The organism is Microbacterium sp. NPDC056052, assembly GCF_042266785.1.
Lineage (GTDB): Bacteria > Actinomycetota > Actinomycetes > Actinomycetales > Microbacteriaceae > Microbacterium.
In genome coordinates this window covers 394,685-416,230 of sequence record NZ_JBHJWV010000001.1, presented here as the reverse complement: position 1 = coordinate 416,230, position 21,546 = coordinate 394,685, and the positions used below count along the sequence as shown (strand labels likewise).

Genomic DNA, 21,546 nt, shown 5'->3' with positions numbered 1-21,546 from the left:
GGAGAAGGCCGAAACCCTAGTCGTGATCGCCGTGCACGGTCCGCCCGGTCATGTGTTCGATCCGGAACCGCAACGGCAGATCCCTGCCGGTGCCGGCCCACGGCGAGACGCGGGGCAAGACCGCCCCCGCGTCTTCCTCCGCGACGCGGGAAAGCCGGCCGTGCATCAGTACGCTCCAGGCCGTGCGGGAGAGCGGAACATGGCTGTCGACTTCGAACGCCACCTCGGCCGGCGACTCCGAGAGGGTGCCCAGGAGTCCCTCGGCGGTCGTGCGCAGGAGCAGATCCCGCCCTGAGACCACGAAGTTGACGGGAAGGATCAGCACGCGGGCGTCGTGCAGGAAGCCGATCCGGCCGACGGTCGTCGCAGTGAGCAGGTCGTAGCACTCCTGCTCGCTGAGTTCGATGATCATCTCCCGCTCCTATCGAACGACGGCCGTGACGGTGGCCGGATGAGCGATGACCTCCTGGCTGATCGATCCGAGCAGAAGACGCCGGATCGCCCCTCGCCCGCGGGAGCCCACGACGCAGAGTCGTGCCGCCGCGGCGAGTTCGTCGAGCACACGGGAGGGAAAGCCGCTCTCGACGACGGGAACGATCGTGAGATCGGGGTAGTCCGTCGACAGGCCGGCGAGGGCGATCGCGAGGATCTCCTCGGTCGCCGTCTGCATGTTGTCGATGTACGGCTGCGAGTAGCCCACGAGGCCGTATCCGGGTGCCGTCAGCGGTGTCCACACCGACACCGCGGTGAGCGGCTCACCGCGACGGTCGGCTTCGGCGGCGGCGAAACGAAGGGCGCTCTCGGAGATCTCGGATCCGTCGACCCCGACGACGATCCCCCTCCGATCGGCCAGGTCGAAGTCCGGGACGACGACCACGGGGCAGTGCGCGGCGGCGGTGATGCGGACGCCGTGGAACCCGCGGACAGACGGCGACGATCCCCCCTGATAGTCGCTGCCGATGACCAGCAGCGAGGCGTCCTCCGACGCGGCCACGAGTCGCTCGACCGGGCTGCCGGCCTCTACCCGTACGCTCACATCCACGCCTCGCTCGGCGTGCCGCTGGACGAACTCCTCGAGGAAGGCGCGCGCCGCGGCGGTCGCGTCCGCCAGCGGGCCGCCTTCGCCGAGGGTGCCGATCGCTCCCCCGACGACGGACACCAGCTCCACCCGCTGCGACCGTTCCGCGGCACGTGTGATCGCCCACTCCACGACGCGTGTCGCGACCGGTGCGTCCGAGACTCCTACAACGATCATTTCCTTCATGACACGTTCCTCTCATCTCCGCCCACTTTCGAGAGTAGTCAGAGAGGACCGCGCCGTGCAGGGGTCGCGGCCGTATTTAAGGTCCCCGCCTGCGACACCGACACCGCATCGACGACGGGCCTACGGCCTCGGTCGGCGAGTCAGCGCGCGTGCTCGGTGCCCGGAGTCCAGAGCAGATCCGCGCCCGCACCACGTGCGACCACGTGCCCCTCGCGGATCATGAGCGTCTCCGCGCCGAGCTCGCGCGCGAACGCCGCGTCGTTGCTCACCAGCAGAGCGGCCATCCCGCGCTCGGTGCGACGGCGCGTGATCGCGGCGAAGACCACGGGGCGCACCTCCAGATCGAGGTTCGCCAGCGGCTCGTCCGCGATCAGCACGGTCGGATCCAGCACCAGGGCGCGGGCGATCGCCACGCGCTGGCGCATGCCCGCGCTGAGCTCATAGGGGAAGGATGAGGCGAGACCCAGTGGCAGATGCAGCTCGTCCAGCAGGGTCGCCACCCGGATCGCCAGCGCCTTCACGTTCACGCGCCGCTCGCGCTGCAGGATCGGTTCCGCGATCGTCTCCTGCACGGTGAGCTGGGGCGTGAGCAGCGCCCCGGCGTTCTGCGGCAAGTAGCCGGCCCGGTAGGTCAGCTCCCGCAGCCGGCGTCCGGGGTGACGCACGGACACGCCGCAGACCGTGGCGGAACCACCGACGACACGGATCGACGGATCGGCAGCGCCCGCGAGAGCACCGACGAGCGTCGACTTTCCGGACCCCGTCGCACCGGCGATGCACATCAGCTCCCCCGCGGGCAACGCGAACGTCACGCCGTCGATCGCCCTCGTCGGCGCGGAATGCCCGATCCGGTCGATCACGATGTCCTCGCAGACGATCGCCGTCGATGCATCCCCCGTCGCACGTGCCATGCACCCATCCTGCCCGATGCGCGGGGGTGCCGGGCCGTGCTTCGCGGCGGGCCTCAGTTCTCGATGAAGCGCTGCCGCTCCGCGTCGATCTCGACGATGCGTCGCGCGATCGAACGAGCACCGTCGGAATCTGCGGGCAGCCGCTGGATCGCGCCCAGCAGCTCGTGCTTCTCCCGCTCCAGACCGCGCACGATGAGCCGGCGGCAGAGGTCCGTCGCAGACGCCCTGGCGCCCTGTTCGTCCCGCGCGGGGAAGGCGGCCATGAGAAGTTCCCCGCCCAGCCCGCGGTAAGGCTCCCGCACGGCGTCCACGGCCTGCAGCGCCCATCCCGGCCGCTGCCGGTCGGAGATCTGTGCGATCGCCTCGCGCACCGCGTCGAGCGCGGGCACCGCGAACGGCATGGTCATCGCGCGCTGCAGGAGCTCCGCATCGAGCTGATGCCCGTACTGCAGCGCCCCCATGAGCGCGTCGCGCTCGAGCGGCGCATCCCCCGTGCGCGGAAGCGTGGCGAGCGTCATCACGGGCACGGGAACGGAGGCAGGCGCGTCGGGCGCACCCGGACGCGCGCCGGCAGCCGGAGCGGTCGAGCGCTGCTCGTGCGCACCGGAGCCGCCCTGGCGACGCTGACGCTCGTGCCGGCGCACCTCGGCGTGCACGTCGGTGGGGTCCATGCCGAGACGACGGGCGAGGATCCGCTCGTACTCGGGGCGCAGCAGAACGTCACGGATCTCGGCGACGATCGGCGCCGCCGCGCGCAGCGCTCCGACCCGCCCCTCCGCGGTGCCCAGATCGAAGGATGCGATCTTGCGGTCGATCACGAACTCGAACATCGGCACCTTGGCCGACATGAGGCCGCGCACAGCCTGGTCACCGCGCTGGAGACGCAGATCACAGGGGTCCAGACCATCGGGCGCGACCGCGACGAAGGTCTGCGCGTTGAACCGGTCGTCCTCGGTGAACGCGCGCAGCGCCGCCTTCTGGCCCGCCTCGTCGCCGTCGAACGTGAACACCACTTCACCGGCGGCGGAGTCGTCACCCATGACCCGGCGCAGGAGCTTGATGTGCTCCGCGCCGAATGCGGTGCCGCAGGTCGCGATGGCGGTGGTGACGCCGGCCAGGTGGCAGGCCATCACGTCGGTGTAGCCCTCGACCACGACCACGCGCTTGGGATCGCCGCGCGAGATGTCCCGCTTGGCCAGATCCAGTCCGTAGAGCACCTGCGCCTTCTTGTAGATCGGTGTCTCGGGGGTGTTCAGGTACTTCGGACCCTGATCGTCGTCGTAGAGCTTGCGGGCCCCGAATCCGATGGTCTGGCCCGTCACGTCGCGGATCGGCCAGACCACGCGCCCGCGGAACCGGTCGTAGACACCGCGCTGCCCGGCCGACACGAGCCCCGCGGCGGTGAGCTCGTCGCGGGTGAACCCCTGCGCGCTGAGTGCCTTGAGCATGCCGTCCCAGCCGCGCGGCGCGTAGCCCACCCCGAAGTGCGCGGCGGCGCCCGCGTCGAACCCGCGCTGACCGAGGAACGCGCGCGCCGACTCGGCCTCGGGGCTGAGCAGCTGGCCGCGGAAGAACTCCGCGGCCGCGGTGTTCGCCGCGTAGAGCCGGCTGCGGCCGCTCGTCTCCGGCGCGGGCCCGCCATCCTCGTAGTGCAGCGTGTAGCCGACGCGCGCGGCGAGGCGCTCGACGGCCTCGGTGAAGCTCACGTGGTCCATCTCGCGCAGGAACGAGTAGACGTCGCCGGACGCGCCGCATCCGAAGCAGTGGTAGTAGCCGACCTGCGGGCGCACGTGGAAGCTGGGGCTCTTCTCGTCGTGGAAAGGGCACAGGCCCTTCATCGACCCCACGCCCGCGGACTTCAGCGAGACGCGCTCCCCCACGATGTCGGCGATGTTGGTGCGCGACTTGACCTCGTCGACATCCGCCTGCAGGATCCGCGGCATCAGCGCCCGCCGTGTTCGGCGTCGACGAGCGCGGCCCGAGGCGTGTGCGCCGGGCGGGGCCTGGCGTGCCGGGGAGACCAGATCCCGACCTCGGCGGGGTCGATGTCGCCGACCAGGCGGTTGTGCCAGTCCACCGCGGTCTGGTCCGTGAGGCTCGCGACCTGGTCGACGACCACCCTGGCGCGCTCGGCGTCGGATCCGGCCGCGTGGAAGTCGGCGGCGAACGCCGGCTCGAGCACGTCCGCACCAGCCGTCCACAGCGCGTCGGTGGACCACAGTGCGTCGGCCAGGCGCTTGAGCACCCGTCGCTGCTCCTTGTACACGCCGCGGCGGGCATCGATCGTGACGATCGCCTGGCCCATGATCCCCTTGAGCACGGCGATCTCGGCCTCGATGACCTTCGGCACGACCACGTGCGCGCTGTACCGGGCGAGGCTCGCGCCGGGGTAGGCCTCACGCGTCGCGGAGACGGCGGCGCGCGCGAAGCGGCCGATCATGTCGCTCGTGAGGTTCTTCAGCCGGGCGAGATCGCGACGGGAACGGTCGAAGGAGGACAGCCACATCGGCTGCCGGGTCAGTCGGTACAGCGCGTCCGCGAGGTCCTCGCGGGTGAAGTCGTAACCCACCCACTGCTGCACCCGTCCGACCAGCGCATGGTGCTCCGCCGGATCCGCCAGCTGCGCCACGTCGAGGTAGCCGTTGACGATGGCATCCTCGAAGTCGTGCACCGAGTAGGCGATGTCGTCGGAGAGATCCATGATCTCGGCCTCGATGCAGCGCAGGCGGCCCGGCGCGCCCTCGCGCATCCAGTGGAAGACGTCCTCATCATCCGGATACACGCCGAACTTCAGCCTGCCGCCGGGATCGGGCAGCGGGCTGTCCACGGTCCAGGGGTACTTGCAGGTCGCGTCCAGGCTGGCCCGGGTCAGGTTGAGCCCGACCGAGCGATCCTGGTCGTCGAGCACCTTCGCCTCGAGCCGGGTGAGGATCCGCAGCGACTGCGCATTGCCCTCGAACCCCCCGATGTCCTCGGCCCAGTCGTTGAGCGCGCGCTCCCCGTTGTGCCCGAACGGCGGGTGCCCCAGGTCGTGGCTGAGGCACGCGGTGTCGACGACGTCGGCGGAGACCCCGAGCGCAACCGCGAGCTCGCGTCCGACCTGCGCCACCTCGAGCGAGTGCGTGAGACGGTTGCGGGCGAAGTCCGCCGTGCTCGCGGGGCTCAGCACCTGCGTCTTCGCCGCGAGACGGCGCAGCCCCGCAGAATGCAGCACGCGGGCGCGGTCGCGGGCGAAGTCGTCCCGTTCGGAGCGGTGGGTCTCGGCGAAGAAGCGGGCGGCGTCGTGCGCGTCGTAGCCGTCGACGCGCACGACGTCCTCAGCCGCCACTGTTCTCGACCTCGGCGCCGCGCATCATGTCGGTGACCTCGGAGGCCACCTCGCGGGAGTCCAGCCAGCCGTCCGGCAGCGCCGTGCGCTTCGGCGTCCCGGCGCGACCACGCTGCCCCTCGGCCGGCGCGCCGGGATAGGGGGCGTCGCCCAGCGTGGCGAGGATGTCGTCGATCTCCTGCAGCGTCGAGACGCGGGCGAGCGCCGCCCTGGTCTCCCCGCCGACGGGGTAGCCCTTGAAATACCAGGCCACGTGCTTGCGGACGTCCTTGCAGCCGCGGTCCTCATCCTCGAAGAACTCGACGAGGAGTTCCGCGTGCCGCCGGAAGGCGTCCTTCACGAAGCCCAGGGTCGCGTCGACCTGCACCGCGTTCTCGTCGCCGAACGCACCGGCGAGCTCGCCGAACAGCCAGGGCCGGCCGAGGCAGCCTCGGCCCACCACGACGCCGTCGCAGCCCGTCTCCGCCATCATCCGCACGGCGTCGTCGGCACTCCAGATGTCGCCGTTGCCCAGAACCGGGATCGAGGTCACCGCTTGCTTGAGCTCGCCGATCGCCGACCAGTCCGCATGCCCGGAGTAGTACTCCCCCGCCGTCCGCGCGTGCAGCGCGACCGCGGCGGCCCCGGCGTCCTCCGCGGCACGCCCCGCGTCGAGGAACGTGAGGTGATCCTTGCTGATGCCCTTGCGCATCTTCACGGTGAGCGGCACATCGCCCGCGGCCTTGACGGCGCGGTCGACGATGTCGGCGAACAGTCCGATCTTCCACGGCAGCGCGGCGCCGCCGCCCTTGCGGGTCACCTTGGGCACCGGGCAGCCGAAATTGAGATCGATGTGATCGGCGCGGTCCTCCGCGACGATGATCCGCACCGCCTCGGCGATCGTCTGCGGATCCACCCCGTAGAGCTGGATCGATCGCGGAGTCTCGCTCTCATGGTGCTGGATGAGACGCATGGTGATCGCGTTGCGCTCCACGAGCGCCCGCGACGTGATCATCTCACTGACGTACAGGCCGGCGCCGTACTCGCGGCAGAGGCGACGGAAGGCCGTGTTGGTGATGCCCGCCATCGGGGCGAGCACGACGGGGACGTCGATGCGCAGCGGGCCGATCTGCAGGGGCCGGACGGAAGCAGGGGCGAGAGTCATATCCTGTCCATTGTCCCAGATCCGGAGCCTCCGATCCCCGTCGCTCATAGGCTGGGGGATATGCCTGAGACTCCGCTGCGCCAGATCCCGTTCACCGACGCCGAGGGCGGCACCCGCACGCTGGACGACTACGGCTCAGGTCCGGTGCTCGTGGTCAACGTCGCATCGAAATGCGGGCTCACGCCGCAGTATGCGCAGCTCGAGGAACTGCAGCGCCGATTCGGCGAACGCGGCCTCACCGTGGTCGGCTTCCCCTGCAACCAGTTCTTCGGTCAGGAGCCCGGATCCGTGGACCAGATCCTCGAGTTCTGCTCCACGACCTACGGGATCTCGTTCCCGATCAACGACAAGGTCAAGGTCAACGGACGAAGCGCCGCCGACCTCTACAAGAGCCTGAAGCAGGCCGAGGACGGTCACGGCAAGGCAGGACGCGTGGAGTGGAACTTCGAGAAGTTCCTCGTCGCACCGGACGGATCCGTGCGGCGGTTCCGCCCCCGCCAGGTCCCCGACGACCCCGAGATCGTCGCCGCCATCGAGAACGCCCTGGACTGACCCCCACCCGCGAGACTCCATCTGGGCGACGAGACTGCACGGATCAGCTGCAGTCTCGTCGCCCAGATGGAGTCTCGCGGGTGAAAAGGGTCGGGCGGGTCAGGGCTCGAGGACGGAGGCGCCGGCCGCGTCGGCGTCGGCGTCGGCGCGCTTGGACCAGAGGTCGCGCAGGACGCCGGCGAAGGCCTCGGGCGGCTGGGCGCCGCTGACGCCGTACTGCCCGTCGATCACGAAGAACGGCACGCCCTGGATCCCGTAGGCCTGGGCCTGCGCCTGGTCCGCTCGCACGTCGGCGAGGTGCCGCTCGGAACGCAGCGCCTCGAGAGCGGCGTCCCGGTCGAGCCCGACTTCGGCCGCGAGGTCGGCCAGGTCCTCGACGCGACCGACGTGACGACCCTCGATGAAGTACGCGGACATGAGCCGCTCCTCCATGTCGTGCTGGCGACCGTGCGCCTTGGCGTGGTGCAGCAGCTCATGGGCCTTGACCGTGTTCGTGTGCTGCAGGAGGTCGAAGCGGTACTCGAGTCCCGCCTCCTTCGCGACGCCCGTCACGCGGTCGAGCATCTGCTCCACCTGTGCGCGCGGCATGCCCTTGTGGCCGGCGAGGAAGTCTGCCTCGTCCCCCTCGAAGTCGACCGGGGTGTCGGGTGAGAGTTCGAAGGAGTGGAAGGTGATCGTCACCTGCGGCGCGTCGTCGTCCTCGGCTGTGGCGGCGAGCCCCGCCTCGAGATTGCGTTTGCCGATGTAGCACCAGGGGCAGGCGATGTCGGACCAGATGTCGATCGAGATGGGTTCACTCACACGTCGATTCAACCGCATGTTCTTCGGGGATATTCCGGATGCTAGCCTCATCCGATGTCCGCCGACCAAGCACCTGTGCCGTCCGCGCCGCATCGGATCCTCATCGCCGGCGTGACGGGAAGCGGGAAGACCACCCTGGCGCGGCGGCTGAGCACGATCCGGGGTCTCCCCCACGTCGAGCTGGACGCGCTCTTCCACGGCCCCGGCTGGACACCTCGTCCTTCGTTCCTGGACGACGTCCGCGCGTTCGCCGCCACGGAGCGCTGGGTGACCGAATGGCAGTACACGAGCAAGGGCACGGATCCGATCCTGGCGCCGCGCGCGGACCTGGCGATCTGGCTCGACTACCCGTATCGCGTCGTGCGGACACGGCTGCTGCGGCGGACGATCTCGCGGAGCGTCCTGCGCAGCGAGCTCTGGAACGGCAATCGCGAGAAGCCGCTATGGGCGATGCTCCGCCACGGACCTGAGGAGAACATCCTGCGCTGGCAGACGACGACTCTGCACAAGTGGCGTGAGCGCATGCCCGAGATCGCCTCGGAGCATCCGTATCTGCCGGTCGTCCGGTTCGGGCATCCCCGCGAGACGGAACGGTGGCTGCGCACGCTGCCTCGTTCGTCCTGACGCGCGGGCGCGCAGGATCCGTTCAGAACGGCTGAACGCTCAGAACAGCAGAGCAGCGAGGCGCTTGCGGGCGGTGACGACGCGCGCATCCGCATCGCCGACCAGGCCGAACAGCTCCACGAGGCGCTCCCGCACGCGACGCTGCTCGTCGGCGGGGACCGCCGTGAACAGATCGAGCAGGCGGTCGAACGCATCGGCGACATGGCCGCCCGCGACATCGAGGTCGGCAACCGCGAACTGGGCATCGATGTCCGTCGGCACCGCCGCGGCCGCGGCGCGAGCCTCGTTCAGATCGAGGTCCTGCGTGCGGAACAGCAGCCGGACCTGTCCGAGACCCGAGCGGGCCTCCTCGTCACGCGGATTCTCCGCGAGGGCCTTCTCGTACGCCTCGATGGCTGCGGCGAAATCGCCGCGCTCGATCGCATCGAAGGCGGCCTGGTGCAGCGGCGGCAGCGGCTGCTCGACCGGCTCGGCGGGCTCGCCCTGCTCCGCGTTCTCGCCGACCGGGATCGTGCCGGTCACACCGTGCTGCGCCGCGAGCTGCAGCAGCTGAGCGAACACCTCACGCACCTGCTCCTCGGGCACGGCACCGGTGAACAGCGGAACCGGCTGACCGGCCACGAGAGCGACCACCATCGGGATCGACTGCGCACGGAAGCCCTGGGCGAGCTGCGGATTGGCGTCCACATCGACCTTCGCGAGCACCAGGCGGCCCGCGAGCTCGGTCACGACCTTCTCGAGCACCGGGCTGAGCTGCTTGCACGGCCCGCACCACTCCGCCCACAGGTCGACGACGACCGGAACGCTCTGCGACAGCTCGAGCACCTGCCCGAACGTCGCGTCGGTGACATCCACGACCAGCGGGAAGGCGCCGCCCTCTGCGGGTGCCTCCGCGGGAGCATCGGGCGCCGGCGCGGCAGGGCGGTTGCGCAGCGAGGAAAGGTCGACGGCGCCGCGAAGCGCGGCGGCGGACAGCTCGGTCATTTGATCTCCGTCACACTCTGGAGCTGCTGGGACGCGGCCAGCAGCGTGATCTTGGCATCGGATCCCTGCGCGGGCACGGCGAAGAAGAGCTGCACGCCGTACACGGACACGAAGCCGGTCGCCGACTGATCGACACCGGTCAGGGCCTTCGCAGAGGGGTTCTTGTCGAGCTTGATCACGGCATCCGCCGACGTCGGCTTGATCGTCTGCGAGTCGTCGACCGTCACCGAGACGATCGCGCCGCTGTCGATGCTCGACATCGACACCGGAACCTCGGTGCCGGCCGTCGCCGCGAAGGCGAGGGTCGACGTCGTGTCGGCGTTGGCCTCCTTGAGCGCCTGAACAACCGTCGCCCGGCTGTCCTGCACGGACTTGGCGAAAGCGAGCGCCGACTTGTCGAACTTGTCGTAGAACTCGCTCTTGTCGCCCTGATCGATCACGTTCGCGAACTCCGAGGCCAGTTCATCCGGCGGGACCACGAGGAACGGGGAGTCGGGCGGGGTGAGCTTCGCGCCCAGCCATGCCGGGGCCATGTTGGGCAGCTTCGCGGACGCCTGCATCTCGGCGACATGGGAGATCTTGTAGTTCGACCAGGGGTCGGACTGCGTCATGGTCATGATCAGCGGAGCGACCTTGTCGTCGCTGCCGTGCTCCACCAGCATCAGCACGGTGCGCGGCCACGAGTCGTATGCCTGCGGCACGAGGATCTTGACCTTGTCGGCCGGGATCGTCGCGGGCAGCGCGAAGTCCGCGACGCTCTTGTGGACGGCGTACGCCGTCTTGCGCACCGCGAGGGCCGGACCCTCCAGCCGGGTCTCCGCCTTCGCGGCGTCGAGGTTCTTGTCTGCGTCGGCGAGGGTGCCGGAGATGCTCTCCAGGATCCGGGCGGCCTGCGCCTCGGTGACCGCGGGGGCCTGCTGGCCCGCTTCGACGGCCTGGGTCTCGGTCGGGGTCGGAGTGGGCGATGCCGCGGATTGCGGCCAGATGTCGGGCGTGCATCCGCTGAGCAGCGCGGCGGTCACGCCCACGGCGGGGATCAGCAGCAGGGCGCGGCGGCGCTTCGGCCCCGTGGCGCGACGCTCCCGCACGACCCCGTCCCGATTCGCGGCCGGATCCGTCTCCGGCGGCGTCCGCGAACCCGTGGCTTCCGGCGCGGCTTCAGGAGCGGCGTCCTCGGGATCGGCGGTCTCAGGCGCCGCGTCCTCAGGCGCCGCGGTCTCACGCGCCGCATCGATCGCAGCGCGATCAGCGACGTCGATGGGCTCGGTCACCGGGAGGGGCGGCGGAGCCTTGCGGCGCGGGCCGCGACCTCGACGCGAGTGCCGGATTGCGAGGATGTACAGCACCAGGCCGAGCAGGAGGAAGGCCCCGCCGGCGACCATGAGCGGACCGGCCCACGGCGTCGCCGTGTCGAGCGGCCACTTCAACGCGACGTCGGAGGGCGCAGCGGTCTTGCCGTCGGACGCGATCAGCACGCTCACCCCTTCCGGCACCTGCATGCGGTCGACCAGGGAGTTCTTGTCCGTGAAGCTGTCCAGCCACAGGTCGGATCCCGCCGGATCCCGCTGGGCGTCCTTGCCGTCCTCGCTCTTCGCGGTCGGCTCGACCACCTTCGCGGTGGTGGAAGTGCCGTCCTTGGCGAGCGTGATCCGGTTGTAGCTCGTGTCGCTCAGCCAGGCTTCGAGATCCGCGGTGCGGGCCTGAGCGACGAAGATCGTGCCGTCGCCGTGCGCGACGAGCGTCTGCTCGCCCGGGTGGGCGCGGAGCACGGCGGAATCGATCACCGTGAACGCCTGCGGAGCCTTGACCGAGAGCTCGGCCGTGACGTCCTTGGGGCCGAGGAAGATGGTCCGCTGAGCGATACCCGTCCCGATCAGGACGGCCGCCAGCACGAAGGCCAGAACAGCCCATACAAAACGCACGAAAAATCCCCTCCGCGATCCACGGGTAGGCGCCCGGGATCTCCGCTCGACGTTTCAGACTAGCGAAACGACCTGTATGGATGCCACGAGAGGCCCCTCCGGCCGCTCAGCCACGAGCGCCACAGCGACGCTCCACGGCTCCGGGAGCTCTGCCGGTTAGGCTGAGGGACCGAGCCAGAGGATCTCATGAAGCTGCACAACCCGTTCCGCACCGCGCTGGTGGCGACCCTCGGCGTGGGCCTGGGGATCATGCTCATCCAGAGCGTGCAGTCCCTGTCCACCATCCTGCTGTACGTCGGCACAGCCCTGTTCCTGAGCCTCGGCCTGGATCCGATGGTGAGCTGGCTGACCCGGCGTCGGCTTCCCCGCTGGGCGGCGGTGCTGATCACGATCGTGGTGGTGCTCGGGGTGTTCGCGGGCATCGTGCTGATGGTGATCCCGATCCTGGTGAACCAGATCTCGCAGCTCGTCCAGCAGATCACCGTGATCGTGAACAGCGGCACGGCGATGGCCGACTTCAAGCACTGGCTGGAGGATCTTCTCCCCAATCTCGACGTCGACACCGTCTTCGGCTACATCAACGACTGGCTCAACAAGAATCTCGGCGACATCAGCAGCTCGATCGGCCAGGGGGTGATCGTCGTCGGAGGCGCGCTCTTCGCCGGGATCAGCGGCACATTCATCGTGCTGATCCTGACCATCTACTTCACCGCGGCGATCCCCTCGCTCAAGGGCGCCGTGTACCAGGTCGTGCCCGCCTCCAAGCGCGACCGGTTCATCGACCTCGCCGAGCAGATCACCGCCTCGGTGGGCCACTACGTCATGGGCCAGGTCGCGATGGGCGTGATCAACGGCGTTCTGAGCTTCATCTTCCTGTCGATCATCGGGGCGCCCTTCCCCATCGTGCTCGCCGTGATCGCCTTCTTCTTCTCCCTGATCCCTCTGGTCGGCACGCTGACCGGCTCGACGCTCATCGTCCTGCTGTGCCTGATCCCGGGACTCGGATCTCCCCCCTGGGCCTGGCTCATCGCGGCGGCCTACTACCTCGTGTACATGCAGATCGAGGCCTACGTCATCTCGCCGCGCGTGATGAACCGCGCAGTCGCCGTGCCGGGGGCCGTGGTCGTGATCGCCGCTCTGTCCGGAGGGGCGCTGCTGGGACTGCTCGGCGCGCTCATCGCGATCCCCGTCGCGGCCAGCATCCTGATCATCTACCGTCAGGTGCTGATCCCGCGGATGAACGAGCGCTAGCCCGTCAGGCCGCCGGCCACTCCCGCGCAAGAGGGAGCGCGGAAGGGTTCACGGCGGCGACGATCTCATCCATCACGCGACGAGTCTGACTCTCCCCCACCCAGAGGTGCTTGCCGCCGTCCACCGCGATGAACTCGGCGTGAGGGATCGCGGCGAAGCGCTGCTCGGCCTCGGCCGGTCGCAGATAGTCGTCGAGCTCGGGAACGAGCACCACCACGCGCCGGTCGTCATGAGCCCAGGCGGCGACCTCGTCCGCGGTCGCGCGGTGCAACGGAGGCGAGAGCAGGATGACGCCCTCGATCTCGTGCTCCCGGCCGTACTTGAGCGCGAGCTCGGTGCCGAACGACCAGCCCACGAGCCACGGCCGAGGCAGGCCGCGCTCGCGCACGAACGCCATCGCCGCGGCCACGTCATGCCGTTCCGCCGCTCCGCCGTCGAAGACGCCTTCGCTCGAGCCCCGCGGCGAACTGGTGCCGCGCGTGTTGAAGCGCAGGACGGCGAGATCGGCCAGCGCCGGCAGCCGCGCCGCCGCCTTGCGCAGGATGTGCGAGTCCATGAAGCCGCCCGCGGTGGGCAGCGGATGCAGCGTGACGAGGGTCGCCGCCGGGGCGGAGGCCTCGGGGAGGGCGAGCTCCCCGACCAGGCACAGTCCGTCCTGGGTGCGCAGCTCGATGTCCTCGCGCCGTGCGGGCAGCGCACGGGGTCCGCGGATCTCCACGTCAGTTCTTCTTCCAGCAGCCGTTGTGCCAATGGCGGCGCGCCGCCAGATCAGCCGCATCACCCAGCACACCGTCCGCACGCCAGACCACCAGATGCGCGGTGTGCGCGGGGATCACGCCGCGGCACCCAGGACAGATGTACTCCTTCTGCGCCTGCGCCGCCGTCAGAGGCTGGACGTACCACTCGGCGCCGCCTCGCACCTCGGTGCGCTTCCACCCGGCGATCAGCCGGTCGAGCGCATCCTCGCGCGGGCGCTCTTGACGTCGTCGATGCGGGCGTGGCATGGGTGAGCGCTGCTCACCACCAGTTGTTGGCGGACCAGAACGCCACCGCAGCGCCCCAGCTGCCGTAGCGTCCCACGGCATAGCCGTTGCCCCAGCGCAGGTTGTCGACGGGGTCGTAGCCGTTGCCCGGCACCTTGCTGCACGGGAGCGCCTGCACCAGGCCGCACGCGCCGGATCCGCTGTTGGTGGCGTTCGGGTTCCAGCCGCTCTCGCGGCTGACGATGTAGTCGACGTAGCCCCAGTCGCTCGAGGCGATGCCGGCCGCGGCCATCCACTCCGCCGGAGCACCACCGCCGCTGTAGTACATCGGCCCGGCATCGCTCGAAGAAGAAGAAGAAGAAGAAGAAGAAGAAGAAGAAGAAGAATCGCTGGATGCGACCACCGGCTCCGGCGTCGGGGTCGGGGTCGGCTTCGGCGTGACGTAGACGTCGAAGGACTCGCGCGTCTGCGCCGTCGGCGTCGCGCCGTGGACGGAGACGGTGATGTTCTGCGCATCGCGGGACGCCAGCGAATACGCCGTGGTCACCGCGGCCTGCGCCGGCTCCGAGGCGGACATCGCGAGCCCCGCGGGCGCCACGATCGCGACGGAGAAGCCCACCACCGCGAGCCCGGCCAGCACGGCGGAGGTCGCACGCCGTCCGGGGTGCGATTTCGCCTTCGGGCGGGATGCTGTGGCTGCGTCGTTCTGCGCGGCGCCTCGGGAGCGCGCCGCAATCGAATCGTTATCGGGAGTCACAATGGGTCCGAGTTTAGCCAGCCGAAGCTGAAATCGCCATGAGAATCGCCGCGATGCGCTCCGCGCCCTGATCCGCCCCGTTCAACGGATCGCGAGCAGCACGTCGATCGTCGCGTCGAGCAGTGCGTCGACCTGCTCCTCGCGGTAGCCCCGACGCTGCATCCGGAACGCGGTCTGGCGCACCTGCTCCGCGGTCAGCGCGTCGCCGTCCCGGAGGAAGCGCACGACCCGCTTGGCGACGTGATCCACCTCGTCGATCCGGTAGCCGAAGGTGAGGAGGCCGGTCCGCGCGAACTTCCGTCCCTGAGGGCGGCTCAGGTGATCCAGGATCACCTGAGCGTCCGTGCGCGCCTTTCCGACCCACGCCGAGGCGCCATCGGTGGAGACGACGAGAGCGCGCTCGCGCTGCGCGAACGCCTCCTCGACCCTGGCCAGCGCGGCGTCCACAGCGGCGATGTCGTAGCCGCCGCGTACCAGCGGGAACGAGGCCGCGCGGATGTCCGCGGATCCGACCCCATCGGCGTCGTCCTCGAACGCGCCGCGTGCGCGCGCCAGGAACGTGTCGACAGCGGCGCGCTGATAGCCCTTCTCACGCCGAGGGACCACGGGGAAGCTCACTGCGGCGCCGGACATGGCGCGGTCGGACGATGCGGAATCGGTCATGCTGCCGCCAGAGGGGTGAGGAGGAAATACAGGGCGAGGGCGATGACGGCGGAGGGGAGCATGCTGTCCAGCCGGTCCAGCAGTCCGCCGTGACCGGGAAGCCAGGAGCTCATGTCCTTGATACCGAGATCGCGCTTGAGCAGCGACTCCCCGAGGTCGCCGATGGTCGCGGAGGCGACCAGGCCGGCGCCGAGGATGACTCCCGCCCACCACGGTACGCCGAGCAGGTAGACGCCCACGAGTGCGCCTGCGACGAGGGATCCGAGCACGGCGCCCGCGAAACCCTCCCAGGTCTTCTTGGGGCTCACCCGCGGCGCCATCGGATGGCGTCCGCCGCGTCCGAACAGCAGGCCGGAGGCGTACGCGCAGGTGTCGGCCGCGACCACCACGACGATGAGCGAGAGCACCCACCACTCCCCGCGCGGCTGACGCAGGAGCATCAGGACGAGGGCTCCGAGGAACGGCACGTACACCTGGATGAACCCGCCGGCCATCGCGTCCGTCAGGACGTCGCCGTAGGTGCGTCCGTCCTTCGCGATCATCTGCGAGACGAGGCGCCAGACGACGACGCCGAACACCGCGACGAAGAGCATGACCCAGGTCAGCCAGGGATCGGCGAAGTAGCCGCCGGCGGCCAGCAGGGCGCCGAGCACGAGCTGCGGCCACAGGTCGACCTTGCGCCCGCCGCTGCGCAGCGCGAGCACCAGCTCCCAGACGGCGAGCAGGATGATCGCGAGGCCGATCACGACGAACGACCACTTCGCGAACAGCAGCGAAGCGAGGATCACGCCGCCGATCAGCAGGCCGACACCGATCGCGACCACGAGGTCGCGGCCGGTGCGCTCCTTGATGCGCTCGTTCGCCTGATCCAGCTGGTCACGGGCATGCGAGACGTGCGTCTCGAGCTCCGCCTTCTTCGCCCGGAACTGCGCCTGCAGGTTGTCACCGGTGCGCGCGGGCGCGCTCTCGCCGGTACGCGGCGGAAGCGGCGGCCGCGGGGGGATCCTCGACGCGTCGTCGTCGGACGGGGTGCTCATGGACGGTCTCAGACCTCGAGCAGCTCGGCCTCTTTGCGCTTGACAGCCTCGTCGATGAGGTCGACGTGCTGGCGCGTGAGGGCATCGAGCTCCTTCTCGCCGCGAGCGATCTCGTCCTCGCCGAGATCGCTCTTCAGGCCGTCCAGCTCATCCTTCGCCTTGCGACGGATGCCACGGACGTGCACCTTCGCGTCCTCGCCCTTGCTCTTCACGAGCTTGACGTACTCCTTGCGACGGTCGGCTGTGAGCTCGGGCATCGTGACGCGCACGATGTTGCCGTCGTTCGTCGGGTTCGCGCCCAGGTTCGGCATGTCGCGGACCGCCTGCTCGATGGCCTTGAGCGCCGACTTGTCGTACGGCGTGATGATCAGCGAACGCGCCTCGGGGTTGGCCAGCGACGCGAGCTGGGCGAGCGGAGTCGGCGTGCCGTAGTAGTCCACCAGGACCTTCTGGAACATCTGCGGGTTGGCACGGCCGGTGCGCACCGTGCTGAAGTCCTCCTTGGCGGCCTCGACGGCGCGCTGCATGCGGGAGGTGGTGTCGGCGAGGACATCCGCGATCACGGTGGCTCCTATTCGTCAGGGGGTTGCGTCCCCAGTCTATCGGGGAGGATGCACGGATCCCCGGCCAGACGCCCTGCGGCGCGGTCCGGGGATCCGATGCGTTCAGGCGATGACGCGGGTTCCGATCGGCTCGCCCAGCAGCGCGCGGGTGATGTTCCCCGCGGGCTCCATGCCGAACACGCGCATGTCCATGCCGTTGTCCATGCACAGGCTGAACGCTGTGGAGTCGACGACCTTGAGGCCGCGCACGAGCGCATCTTGGAAGGTGATCTCCTCGATCCGCTCCGCCGACGCGTCCTTCTTCGGGTCGGCGGTGTAGATCGCGTCGACGCCGTTCTTGGCCACGAGGACCTCGTCGGCGCCGATCTCCAGCGCGCGCTGCGCGGCGACCGTGTCGGTGGAGAAGTACGGCAGCCCCGCACCGGCGCCGAAGATCACGACGCGGCTCTTCTCCATGTGCCGCTCCGCGCGGAGCGGCAGGTACGGCTCCGCGACCTGGGTCATCGCGATCGCGGACTGCACGCGCGGCGAGGCGCCCGCCTGCTCCAGGAAGTCCTGCAGCGCGAGCGCGTTCATGACGGTGCCCAGCATGCCCATGTAGTCGGCGCGGGAGCGGTCCATACCGCGCTGGCTCAGCTCCGCACCGCGGAAGAAGTTGCCGCCGCCGACGACGACCGCGATCTCGACGCGGTCGGTGGCTGCGGCGATCTCCCGGGCGATCTGGCTGACGATGTCGGGGTTGACCCCGAGCTGGCCGCCGCCGAAGGCCTCACCGGAGAGCTTGAGGACGACGCGACGTCGACCCTGTCGTTCGGTCATGGAGTGCTTCCTCTCATCCGTGGAACAAACTACCGTGCGCGAGCACGGAAGATCTCGGGAGATGCGCCGTGCGACGCATCGAAACCCGGGGCATGACGAAGGGGTTCGGATCCTGGTGGATCCGAACCCCTTCGATGATGCTACGCGCCGACCTTGAAGCGGGCGAAGCCGGTCACGTTCAGACCGGCGTCCTTCGCGACCTGGCCCACGGACAGCTTGTTGTCCTTGGCGTAGTCCTGCTCGAGCAGGGCGACCTGCTTGAAGAACGCGGTCACGCGACCCTCGACGATCTTCGGCAGGGCGGCCTCGGGCTTGCCCTCGTTGCGGGAGATCTCGGTGACGATCTCGCGCTCCTTCTCCACGTCCGCGGCGGGGACGTCCTCACGGGTGAGGTAGGAGGGGTTCGCGAACGAGATGTGCTGAGCGATGCTGCGAGCGGTCTCCGCGTCGTCACCCGTGTAGGCGACGACGACACCGATCTGCGGCGGGAGGTCCTTGCTCGTGCGGTGCAGGTACACCTCGGTCTTGTCGCCCGAGATGGTCGCGACGCGACGCAGTTCGACCTTCTCGCCGATGATCGCCGCCTCGTCCGAGATCAGCTGCTCGACGGTCTGGCCGCCGGCGTCGGCCGCGAGGGCCGCCTCGACGGAGTCCGCCTTGATGGCGGCCACGGCGTCGGCGACCTTGTCGGCCAGCGCGATGAAGCGATCGTTCTTCGCGACGAAGTCCGTCTCGCAGGCGAGCTCGACGAGCGTCACGGCGCCGTCCTGCTCACGGGCGACGACGAGGCCCTCGCTGGTGGAACGGTCCGCGCGCTTGGCGTTGCCCTTCGCACCCTTCAGGCGGAGGATCTCGACGGCCTTCTCGACGTTGCCGTCAGCCTCCTCGAGCGCCTTCTTGGTGTCGACCATTCCCGTGCCGAGCTGCTCACGCAGCGCCTTGATGTCGGCGATGGTGAAGTTGGCCATGTTGTGGTGGCTCCTTGCTTCGTGTGTGTGCGTGGTGGTTGCGAGCCGGCCGGCTTGCGCCGGCCGACGGACCGCGATTACTTGTCGGCGGACTCGGCGCCGGCGTCCGTCGCCTCAGCCTCGGTCGACTCGGCGGCGGCGACCTCGGTCACCGTCTCGTCCGCGGCAGCGGCGATCGCCTCGTCGTGCGCGGCGGCACCGGCCTCGTCCGCGGCGGACTCGGTCGCAGCGGTCTGCGCCTCGCCACCCTCGAGCAGCTCCTGCTCCCACTCGGCGAGCGGCTCGGCGTCGCCGACCTCGGGGTTGTGCTTGAGCTGCAGGCCCTCGGCCGCGGCGTCGGCGATGATGCGGGTCAGCAGCGAGACGGAGCGGATCGCGTCGTCGTTGCCGGGGATCGGGTACTGGAAGTCATCCGGGTCCGCGTTGGTGTCGAGGATGCCGATCACCGGGATGCCGAGCTTCTTGGCCTCGTCGATGGCGAGGTGCTCGCGCTTGGCGTCGACGACCCACAGGGCCGACGGGGTCTTGGTCAGGTTGCGGATGCCGCCCAGCGACTTGTGCAGCTTGTCGAGCTCGCGCTTCTTGAGCAGCAGCTCCTTCTTGGTGAAGCCGCTGTTCGCCGGGGTCTCGTAGTCGAGCTCCTCGAGCTCCTTCATCCGGGCGAGGCGCTTCGAGATGGTGGAGAAGTTGGTGAGGAGGCCACCGAGCCAGCGCTGGTTCACGAAGGGCTGGCCCACGCGGGTGGCCTGCTCGGCGAGGATCTCCTGCGCCTGCTTCTTGGTGCCGACGAAGAGGATGGTGCCGCCGTGCGCGACGGTCTCCTTGACGAAGTCGTAGGCCTTGTCGATGTAGCCCAGCGACTGCTGCAGGTCGATGATGTGGATCCCGCTGCGCTCCGTGAGGATGAAGCGCTTCACCTTCGGGTTCCACCGACGGGTCTGGTGTCCGAAGTGAACGCCGCTGTCGAGCAGCTGGCGGATGGTGACGACGGCCATGGTCGTACTCCTTGTTGGTTGAGGTTGTGCTGCCGATCGAGCGATCGGCGATCCTGGTGCCCGGCGCGCACTCCGCTCTCTTTCGAGAGACCTGTGGAGTGTTCGCCACGGTGAACGCTGTGGGCACGCGTAGTCACCCCGACATACGGGATGCCCTGCAAGCATATCAGGGTCGGGGCCTTGGATCGCGCGCGTTCCGCCCGCACAATCGCGCCGCGCCGCGTGCTTTCCACCGATTGCGCAGACGCCCCTCCGCGCGCGGATCGAGCGGCGCAGGATCGGGGCATGCCCCGATCCTCTCCCTGCTCTGTCGCACCCGCCCCCGCTCGCCGCCCCTCGATTGTCGCGGTCGCCGTCGCGACCGGGCTGCTCGGCGGCCTCGTCCCGGTGCTCCTCCCGGCTGCGACGCCCGTGGCGATCGCCAGACCCTCGGCGATCGCCAGGCCTGTGGCCGCTCCGGGCGGAGCCGCCGTCGCGGGGGTCGCCCCGGGCGCGCGCCGAGCCGTCGGCGATCCCGATCCCCTGCCCGCCGGCGACTGGCTGTGGCCGGTCGAGGGCGCGCGCACGGTGATCGCCCCGTTCCGCGCGCCCGCGCACGACTACGGACCGGGCCATCGCGGGATGGACGTCGCGGCGACCCAGGGATCGGTGCGGGCGCCGGCGTCGGGGGTCGTCGCCTTCCGCGGCGTGGTCGTCGACCGGCCGCTCCTGACCATCGACCACGGCGACGGCCTCGTCACCACGCTCGAGCCCGTGCGGTCCGACCTGAGCGCCGGGGTCGTCGTACGGCGAGGAGATGCGATCGCGACCCTGTCCGTCGGCGGACACACCCCGGCGGGCGCGCTGCACGTCGGCGTGCGGTGGAACGGCGCCTACATCAATCCGATGCTGCTGTTCGGCGGGGTGCCGCGTGCGGTGCTGCTCCCCTGCGGTGCCGGCGGCTGCTGAACGCGTCACGCACGGGCGCGAGGACGCTCCCCGACGGCGCCGTCAGGCGCGGAGTCGTCACGCGCGCGGATGCGCCAGCCGGTAGCTCGCGGTGAGCCGCTCCGCCGAGACGTGGGTGTAGATCTGCGTGGTCCCGAGACTCGCGTGACCGAGGATCTCCTGCACCGCGCGCAGGTCGGCCCCGCCGTCGAGCAGATGCGTGGCCGCGGAGTGGCGGAGGGCGTGGGGGCCCACGGTCTCGGCGCCGATGACGGGCGCGAGCACGCGGGCGACCAGTTCGTACACCGTGCGCGGTCCGAGCGCTCCCCCTCTGGATCCGCGGAACAGCGCAGGGCCCGGCCGCTCGGCACGCGCCACGAGCACGGGGCGCGCCCGGCGCAGATACTTCGCCACCGCGTCGCGCGCCGGAGCGCCGAACGGCACGACGCGCTCCTTGTCTCCCTTGCCGAGCACGCGCGCGGTGCCGCGGTCGAGGTCGAGGTCGTCGACGGCCAGCCCGCACAGCTCGGAGACGCGCATGCCGGATCCGTACAGGAGCTCGAGGATCGCGCTGTCCCGCAGCCGGATCGGATCCCCGTCGAGCGCCCCGTCGCGCGCCTCGTCCAGCAGCACCCGCATCGCGTCGGCCGAGGCGACCGCCGGCAGCGTGCGCCCGCGCTTGGGGGTCACGAGGCGCAGCGCGGGGTCGATGCCGACGAGGCCGGTCTCGGCCGCCCAGGAGAAGAACGAGCGCACCGCCGCGGTCCGACGAGCCAGCGTCGAGCGCGCATCGCCGCGCTGCGTGGCGCGCCACAGCCAGTCCCGCAGCGCCTCCAGGTCGACATCGGCGAGTTCCGCATCCGCCGTGGAGGCGGCGAGGTCTGCCAGATCCGAGCGGTATGCCCGCACCGTCGCCAGGGAGAGCCGGCGCACCTGGGTGAGGTGCGTCGTGAACGCCGCGGCGGCCTCGGATACGCGCATGGCTCCAGCATGCGCTCCTCTGCGCCGCAGCAGCAGGAGCACGCGCGGGCGCGGTATCGACTCGGTGCAGGA

23 protein-coding genes are annotated in these 21,546 nt (G+C 70.0%); 4 read left to right on the top strand and 19 right to left on the bottom strand.

Annotated features, from left to right (window positions below; all coding sequences use genetic code 11):
- Nucleotides 1-16 precede the first annotated feature (16 nt).
- From ACFC1J_RS01980 to dusB, 6 genes are all read right to left on the bottom strand, one after another.
- The gene (locus ACFC1J_RS01980) at nt 17-412 is read right to left on the bottom strand and encodes a pyridoxamine 5'-phosphate oxidase family protein (protein WP_375902004.1); all 396 of its coding nucleotides are present in this window, start codon (nt 410-412) and stop codon (nt 17-19) included.
- Between the two features lie 9 nt (nt 413-421).
- A complete protein-coding gene (locus ACFC1J_RS01975; protein WP_375902002.1) occupies nt 422-1,264 on the bottom strand; it encodes a universal stress protein in 843 nt (280 codons plus the stop codon).
- Between the two features lie 140 nt (nt 1,265-1,404).
- A complete protein-coding gene (locus tag ACFC1J_RS01970) occupies nt 1,405-2,175 on the bottom strand; it encodes an ATP-binding cassette domain-containing protein (protein ID WP_375902001.1) in 771 nt (256 codons plus the stop codon).
- 53 nt (nt 2,176-2,228) lie between these two features.
- Nucleotides 2,229-4,118 (bottom strand): DNA primase, encoded by a 1,890-nt coding sequence (gene dnaG / locus ACFC1J_RS01965; protein WP_375902000.1) that lies wholly within the window; start codon nt 4,116-4,118, stop codon nt 2,229-2,231.
- Nucleotides 4,118-5,503, bottom strand: a complete 1,386-nt coding sequence (locus ACFC1J_RS01960) for a deoxyguanosinetriphosphate triphosphohydrolase (protein ID WP_375901998.1) — start codon at nt 5,501-5,503, stop codon at nt 4,118-4,120. Before ACFC1J_RS01960 ends, dnaG begins: the two co-directional genes overlap by 1 nt.
- Nucleotides 5,493-6,647, bottom strand: coding sequence for a tRNA dihydrouridine synthase DusB (gene dusB / locus ACFC1J_RS01955; protein WP_375901996.1), 1,155 nt, complete (start codon nt 6,645-6,647; stop codon nt 5,493-5,495). Before dusB ends, ACFC1J_RS01960 begins: the two co-directional genes overlap by 11 nt.
- A 60-nt stretch (nt 6,648-6,707) precedes the next feature.
- Between dusB and ACFC1J_RS01950 the strand changes: the two genes are divergently transcribed.
- On the top strand, nt 6,708-7,199 hold the full coding sequence (locus ACFC1J_RS01950; RefSeq protein WP_375901994.1) for a glutathione peroxidase: 492 nt from the start codon (nt 6,708-6,710) through the stop codon (nt 7,197-7,199).
- Between the two features lie 99 nt (nt 7,200-7,298).
- On the opposite strand, the gene ACFC1J_RS01945 is transcribed toward ACFC1J_RS01950, so the two are convergent.
- On the bottom strand, nt 7,299-8,000 hold the full coding sequence (locus ACFC1J_RS01945; RefSeq protein ID WP_375901993.1) for a DsbA family protein: 702 nt from the start codon (nt 7,998-8,000) through the stop codon (nt 7,299-7,301).
- A gap of 54 nt (nt 8,001-8,054) precedes the next feature.
- Between ACFC1J_RS01945 and ACFC1J_RS01940 the strand changes: the two genes are divergently transcribed.
- Nucleotides 8,055-8,624, top strand: coding sequence for an AAA family ATPase (locus ACFC1J_RS01940; protein WP_375901992.1), 570 nt, complete (start codon nt 8,055-8,057; stop codon nt 8,622-8,624).
- A 39-nt stretch (nt 8,625-8,663) separates the two neighbouring features.
- On the opposite strand, the gene ACFC1J_RS01935 is transcribed toward ACFC1J_RS01940, so the two are convergent.
- Nucleotides 8,664-9,608 carry a tetratricopeptide repeat protein gene (locus tag ACFC1J_RS01935; RefSeq protein WP_375901990.1) on the bottom strand — a complete coding sequence of 315 codons (945 nt, stop codon included), beginning with the start codon at nt 9,606-9,608 and terminating at the stop codon, nt 8,664-8,666.
- Entirely contained in the window at nt 9,605-11,530 is a 1,926-nt protein-coding gene (locus tag ACFC1J_RS01930) for a glycosyl transferase (protein WP_375901989.1), read from the bottom strand. The genes ACFC1J_RS01935 and ACFC1J_RS01930 overlap by 4 nt, the downstream gene beginning before the upstream one ends.
- Before the next feature lie 186 nt (nt 11,531-11,716).
- Here ACFC1J_RS01930 and ACFC1J_RS01925 point away from each other — a divergent pair, with 186 nt between their 5' ends.
- Nucleotides 11,717-12,781, top strand: coding sequence for an AI-2E family transporter (locus tag ACFC1J_RS01925; protein WP_375901987.1), 1,065 nt, complete (start codon nt 11,717-11,719; stop codon nt 12,779-12,781).
- Nucleotides 12,782-12,785: 4 nt separating this feature from the next.
- Here ACFC1J_RS01925 and ACFC1J_RS01920 read toward each other — a convergent pair whose 3' ends face one another.
- The 9 genes from ACFC1J_RS01920 to rpsB all read right to left on the bottom strand — a co-directional run bounded on the left by ACFC1J_RS01920 (nt 12,786) and on the right by rpsB (nt 19,566).
- Entirely contained in the window at nt 12,786-13,499 is a 714-nt protein-coding gene (locus ACFC1J_RS01920; RefSeq protein WP_375901985.1) for an alpha/beta hydrolase, read from the bottom strand.
- A gap of 1 nt (nt 13,500) precedes the next feature.
- Nucleotides 13,501-13,785 carry a hypothetical protein gene (locus ACFC1J_RS01915; protein WP_375901983.1) on the bottom strand — a complete coding sequence of 95 codons (285 nt, stop codon included), beginning with the start codon at nt 13,783-13,785 and terminating at the stop codon, nt 13,501-13,503.
- A gap of 13 nt (nt 13,786-13,798) precedes the next feature.
- A complete protein-coding gene (locus ACFC1J_RS01910; protein WP_375901981.1) occupies nt 13,799-14,521 on the bottom strand; it encodes a transglycosylase SLT domain-containing protein in 723 nt (240 codons plus the stop codon).
- 81 nt (nt 14,522-14,602) lie between these two features.
- The gene (locus ACFC1J_RS01905; RefSeq protein ID WP_375901979.1) at nt 14,603-15,184 is read right to left on the bottom strand and encodes a DivIVA domain-containing protein; all 582 of its coding nucleotides are present in this window, start codon (nt 15,182-15,184) and stop codon (nt 14,603-14,605) included.
- Entirely contained in the window at nt 15,181-16,221 is a 1,041-nt protein-coding gene (locus ACFC1J_RS01900; RefSeq protein WP_375901977.1) for a phosphatidate cytidylyltransferase, read from the bottom strand. The genes ACFC1J_RS01905 and ACFC1J_RS01900 overlap by 4 nt, the downstream gene beginning before the upstream one ends.
- Nucleotides 16,222-16,229: 8 nt before the next feature.
- The gene (frr, locus tag ACFC1J_RS01895; RefSeq protein WP_309337356.1) at nt 16,230-16,784 is read right to left on the bottom strand and encodes a ribosome recycling factor; all 555 of its coding nucleotides are present in this window, start codon (nt 16,782-16,784) and stop codon (nt 16,230-16,232) included.
- 102 nt (nt 16,785-16,886) lie between these two features.
- Nucleotides 16,887-17,603, bottom strand: a complete 717-nt coding sequence (gene pyrH / locus ACFC1J_RS01890; protein ID WP_045273203.1) for a UMP kinase — start codon at nt 17,601-17,603, stop codon at nt 16,887-16,889.
- A 140-nt stretch (nt 17,604-17,743) separates the two neighbouring features.
- Entirely contained in the window at nt 17,744-18,571 is an 828-nt protein-coding gene (gene tsf / locus ACFC1J_RS01885; RefSeq protein WP_105687842.1) for a translation elongation factor Ts, read from the bottom strand.
- Nucleotides 18,572-18,648: 77 nt separating this feature from the next.
- Entirely contained in the window at nt 18,649-19,566 is a 918-nt protein-coding gene (rpsB, locus tag ACFC1J_RS01880; protein WP_375901974.1) for a 30S ribosomal protein S2, read from the bottom strand.
- A 285-nt stretch (nt 19,567-19,851) separates the two neighbouring features.
- Between rpsB and ACFC1J_RS01875 the strand changes: the two genes are divergently transcribed.
- Complete coding sequence (locus tag ACFC1J_RS01875; protein WP_375901972.1) at nt 19,852-20,514, top strand: murein hydrolase activator EnvC family protein; 663 nt, start codon at nt 19,852-19,854, stop codon at nt 20,512-20,514.
- Between the two features lie 57 nt (nt 20,515-20,571).
- Here the strand turns inward: ACFC1J_RS01875 and ACFC1J_RS01870 are convergent, their stop codons facing one another.
- Nucleotides 20,572-21,474: a tyrosine recombinase gene (locus tag ACFC1J_RS01870; RefSeq protein WP_375901971.1), complete on the bottom strand. Its 903-nt coding sequence runs from the start codon at nt 21,472-21,474 to the stop codon at nt 20,572-20,574.
- Between the last annotated feature and the right edge of the window lie 72 nt (nt 21,475-21,546).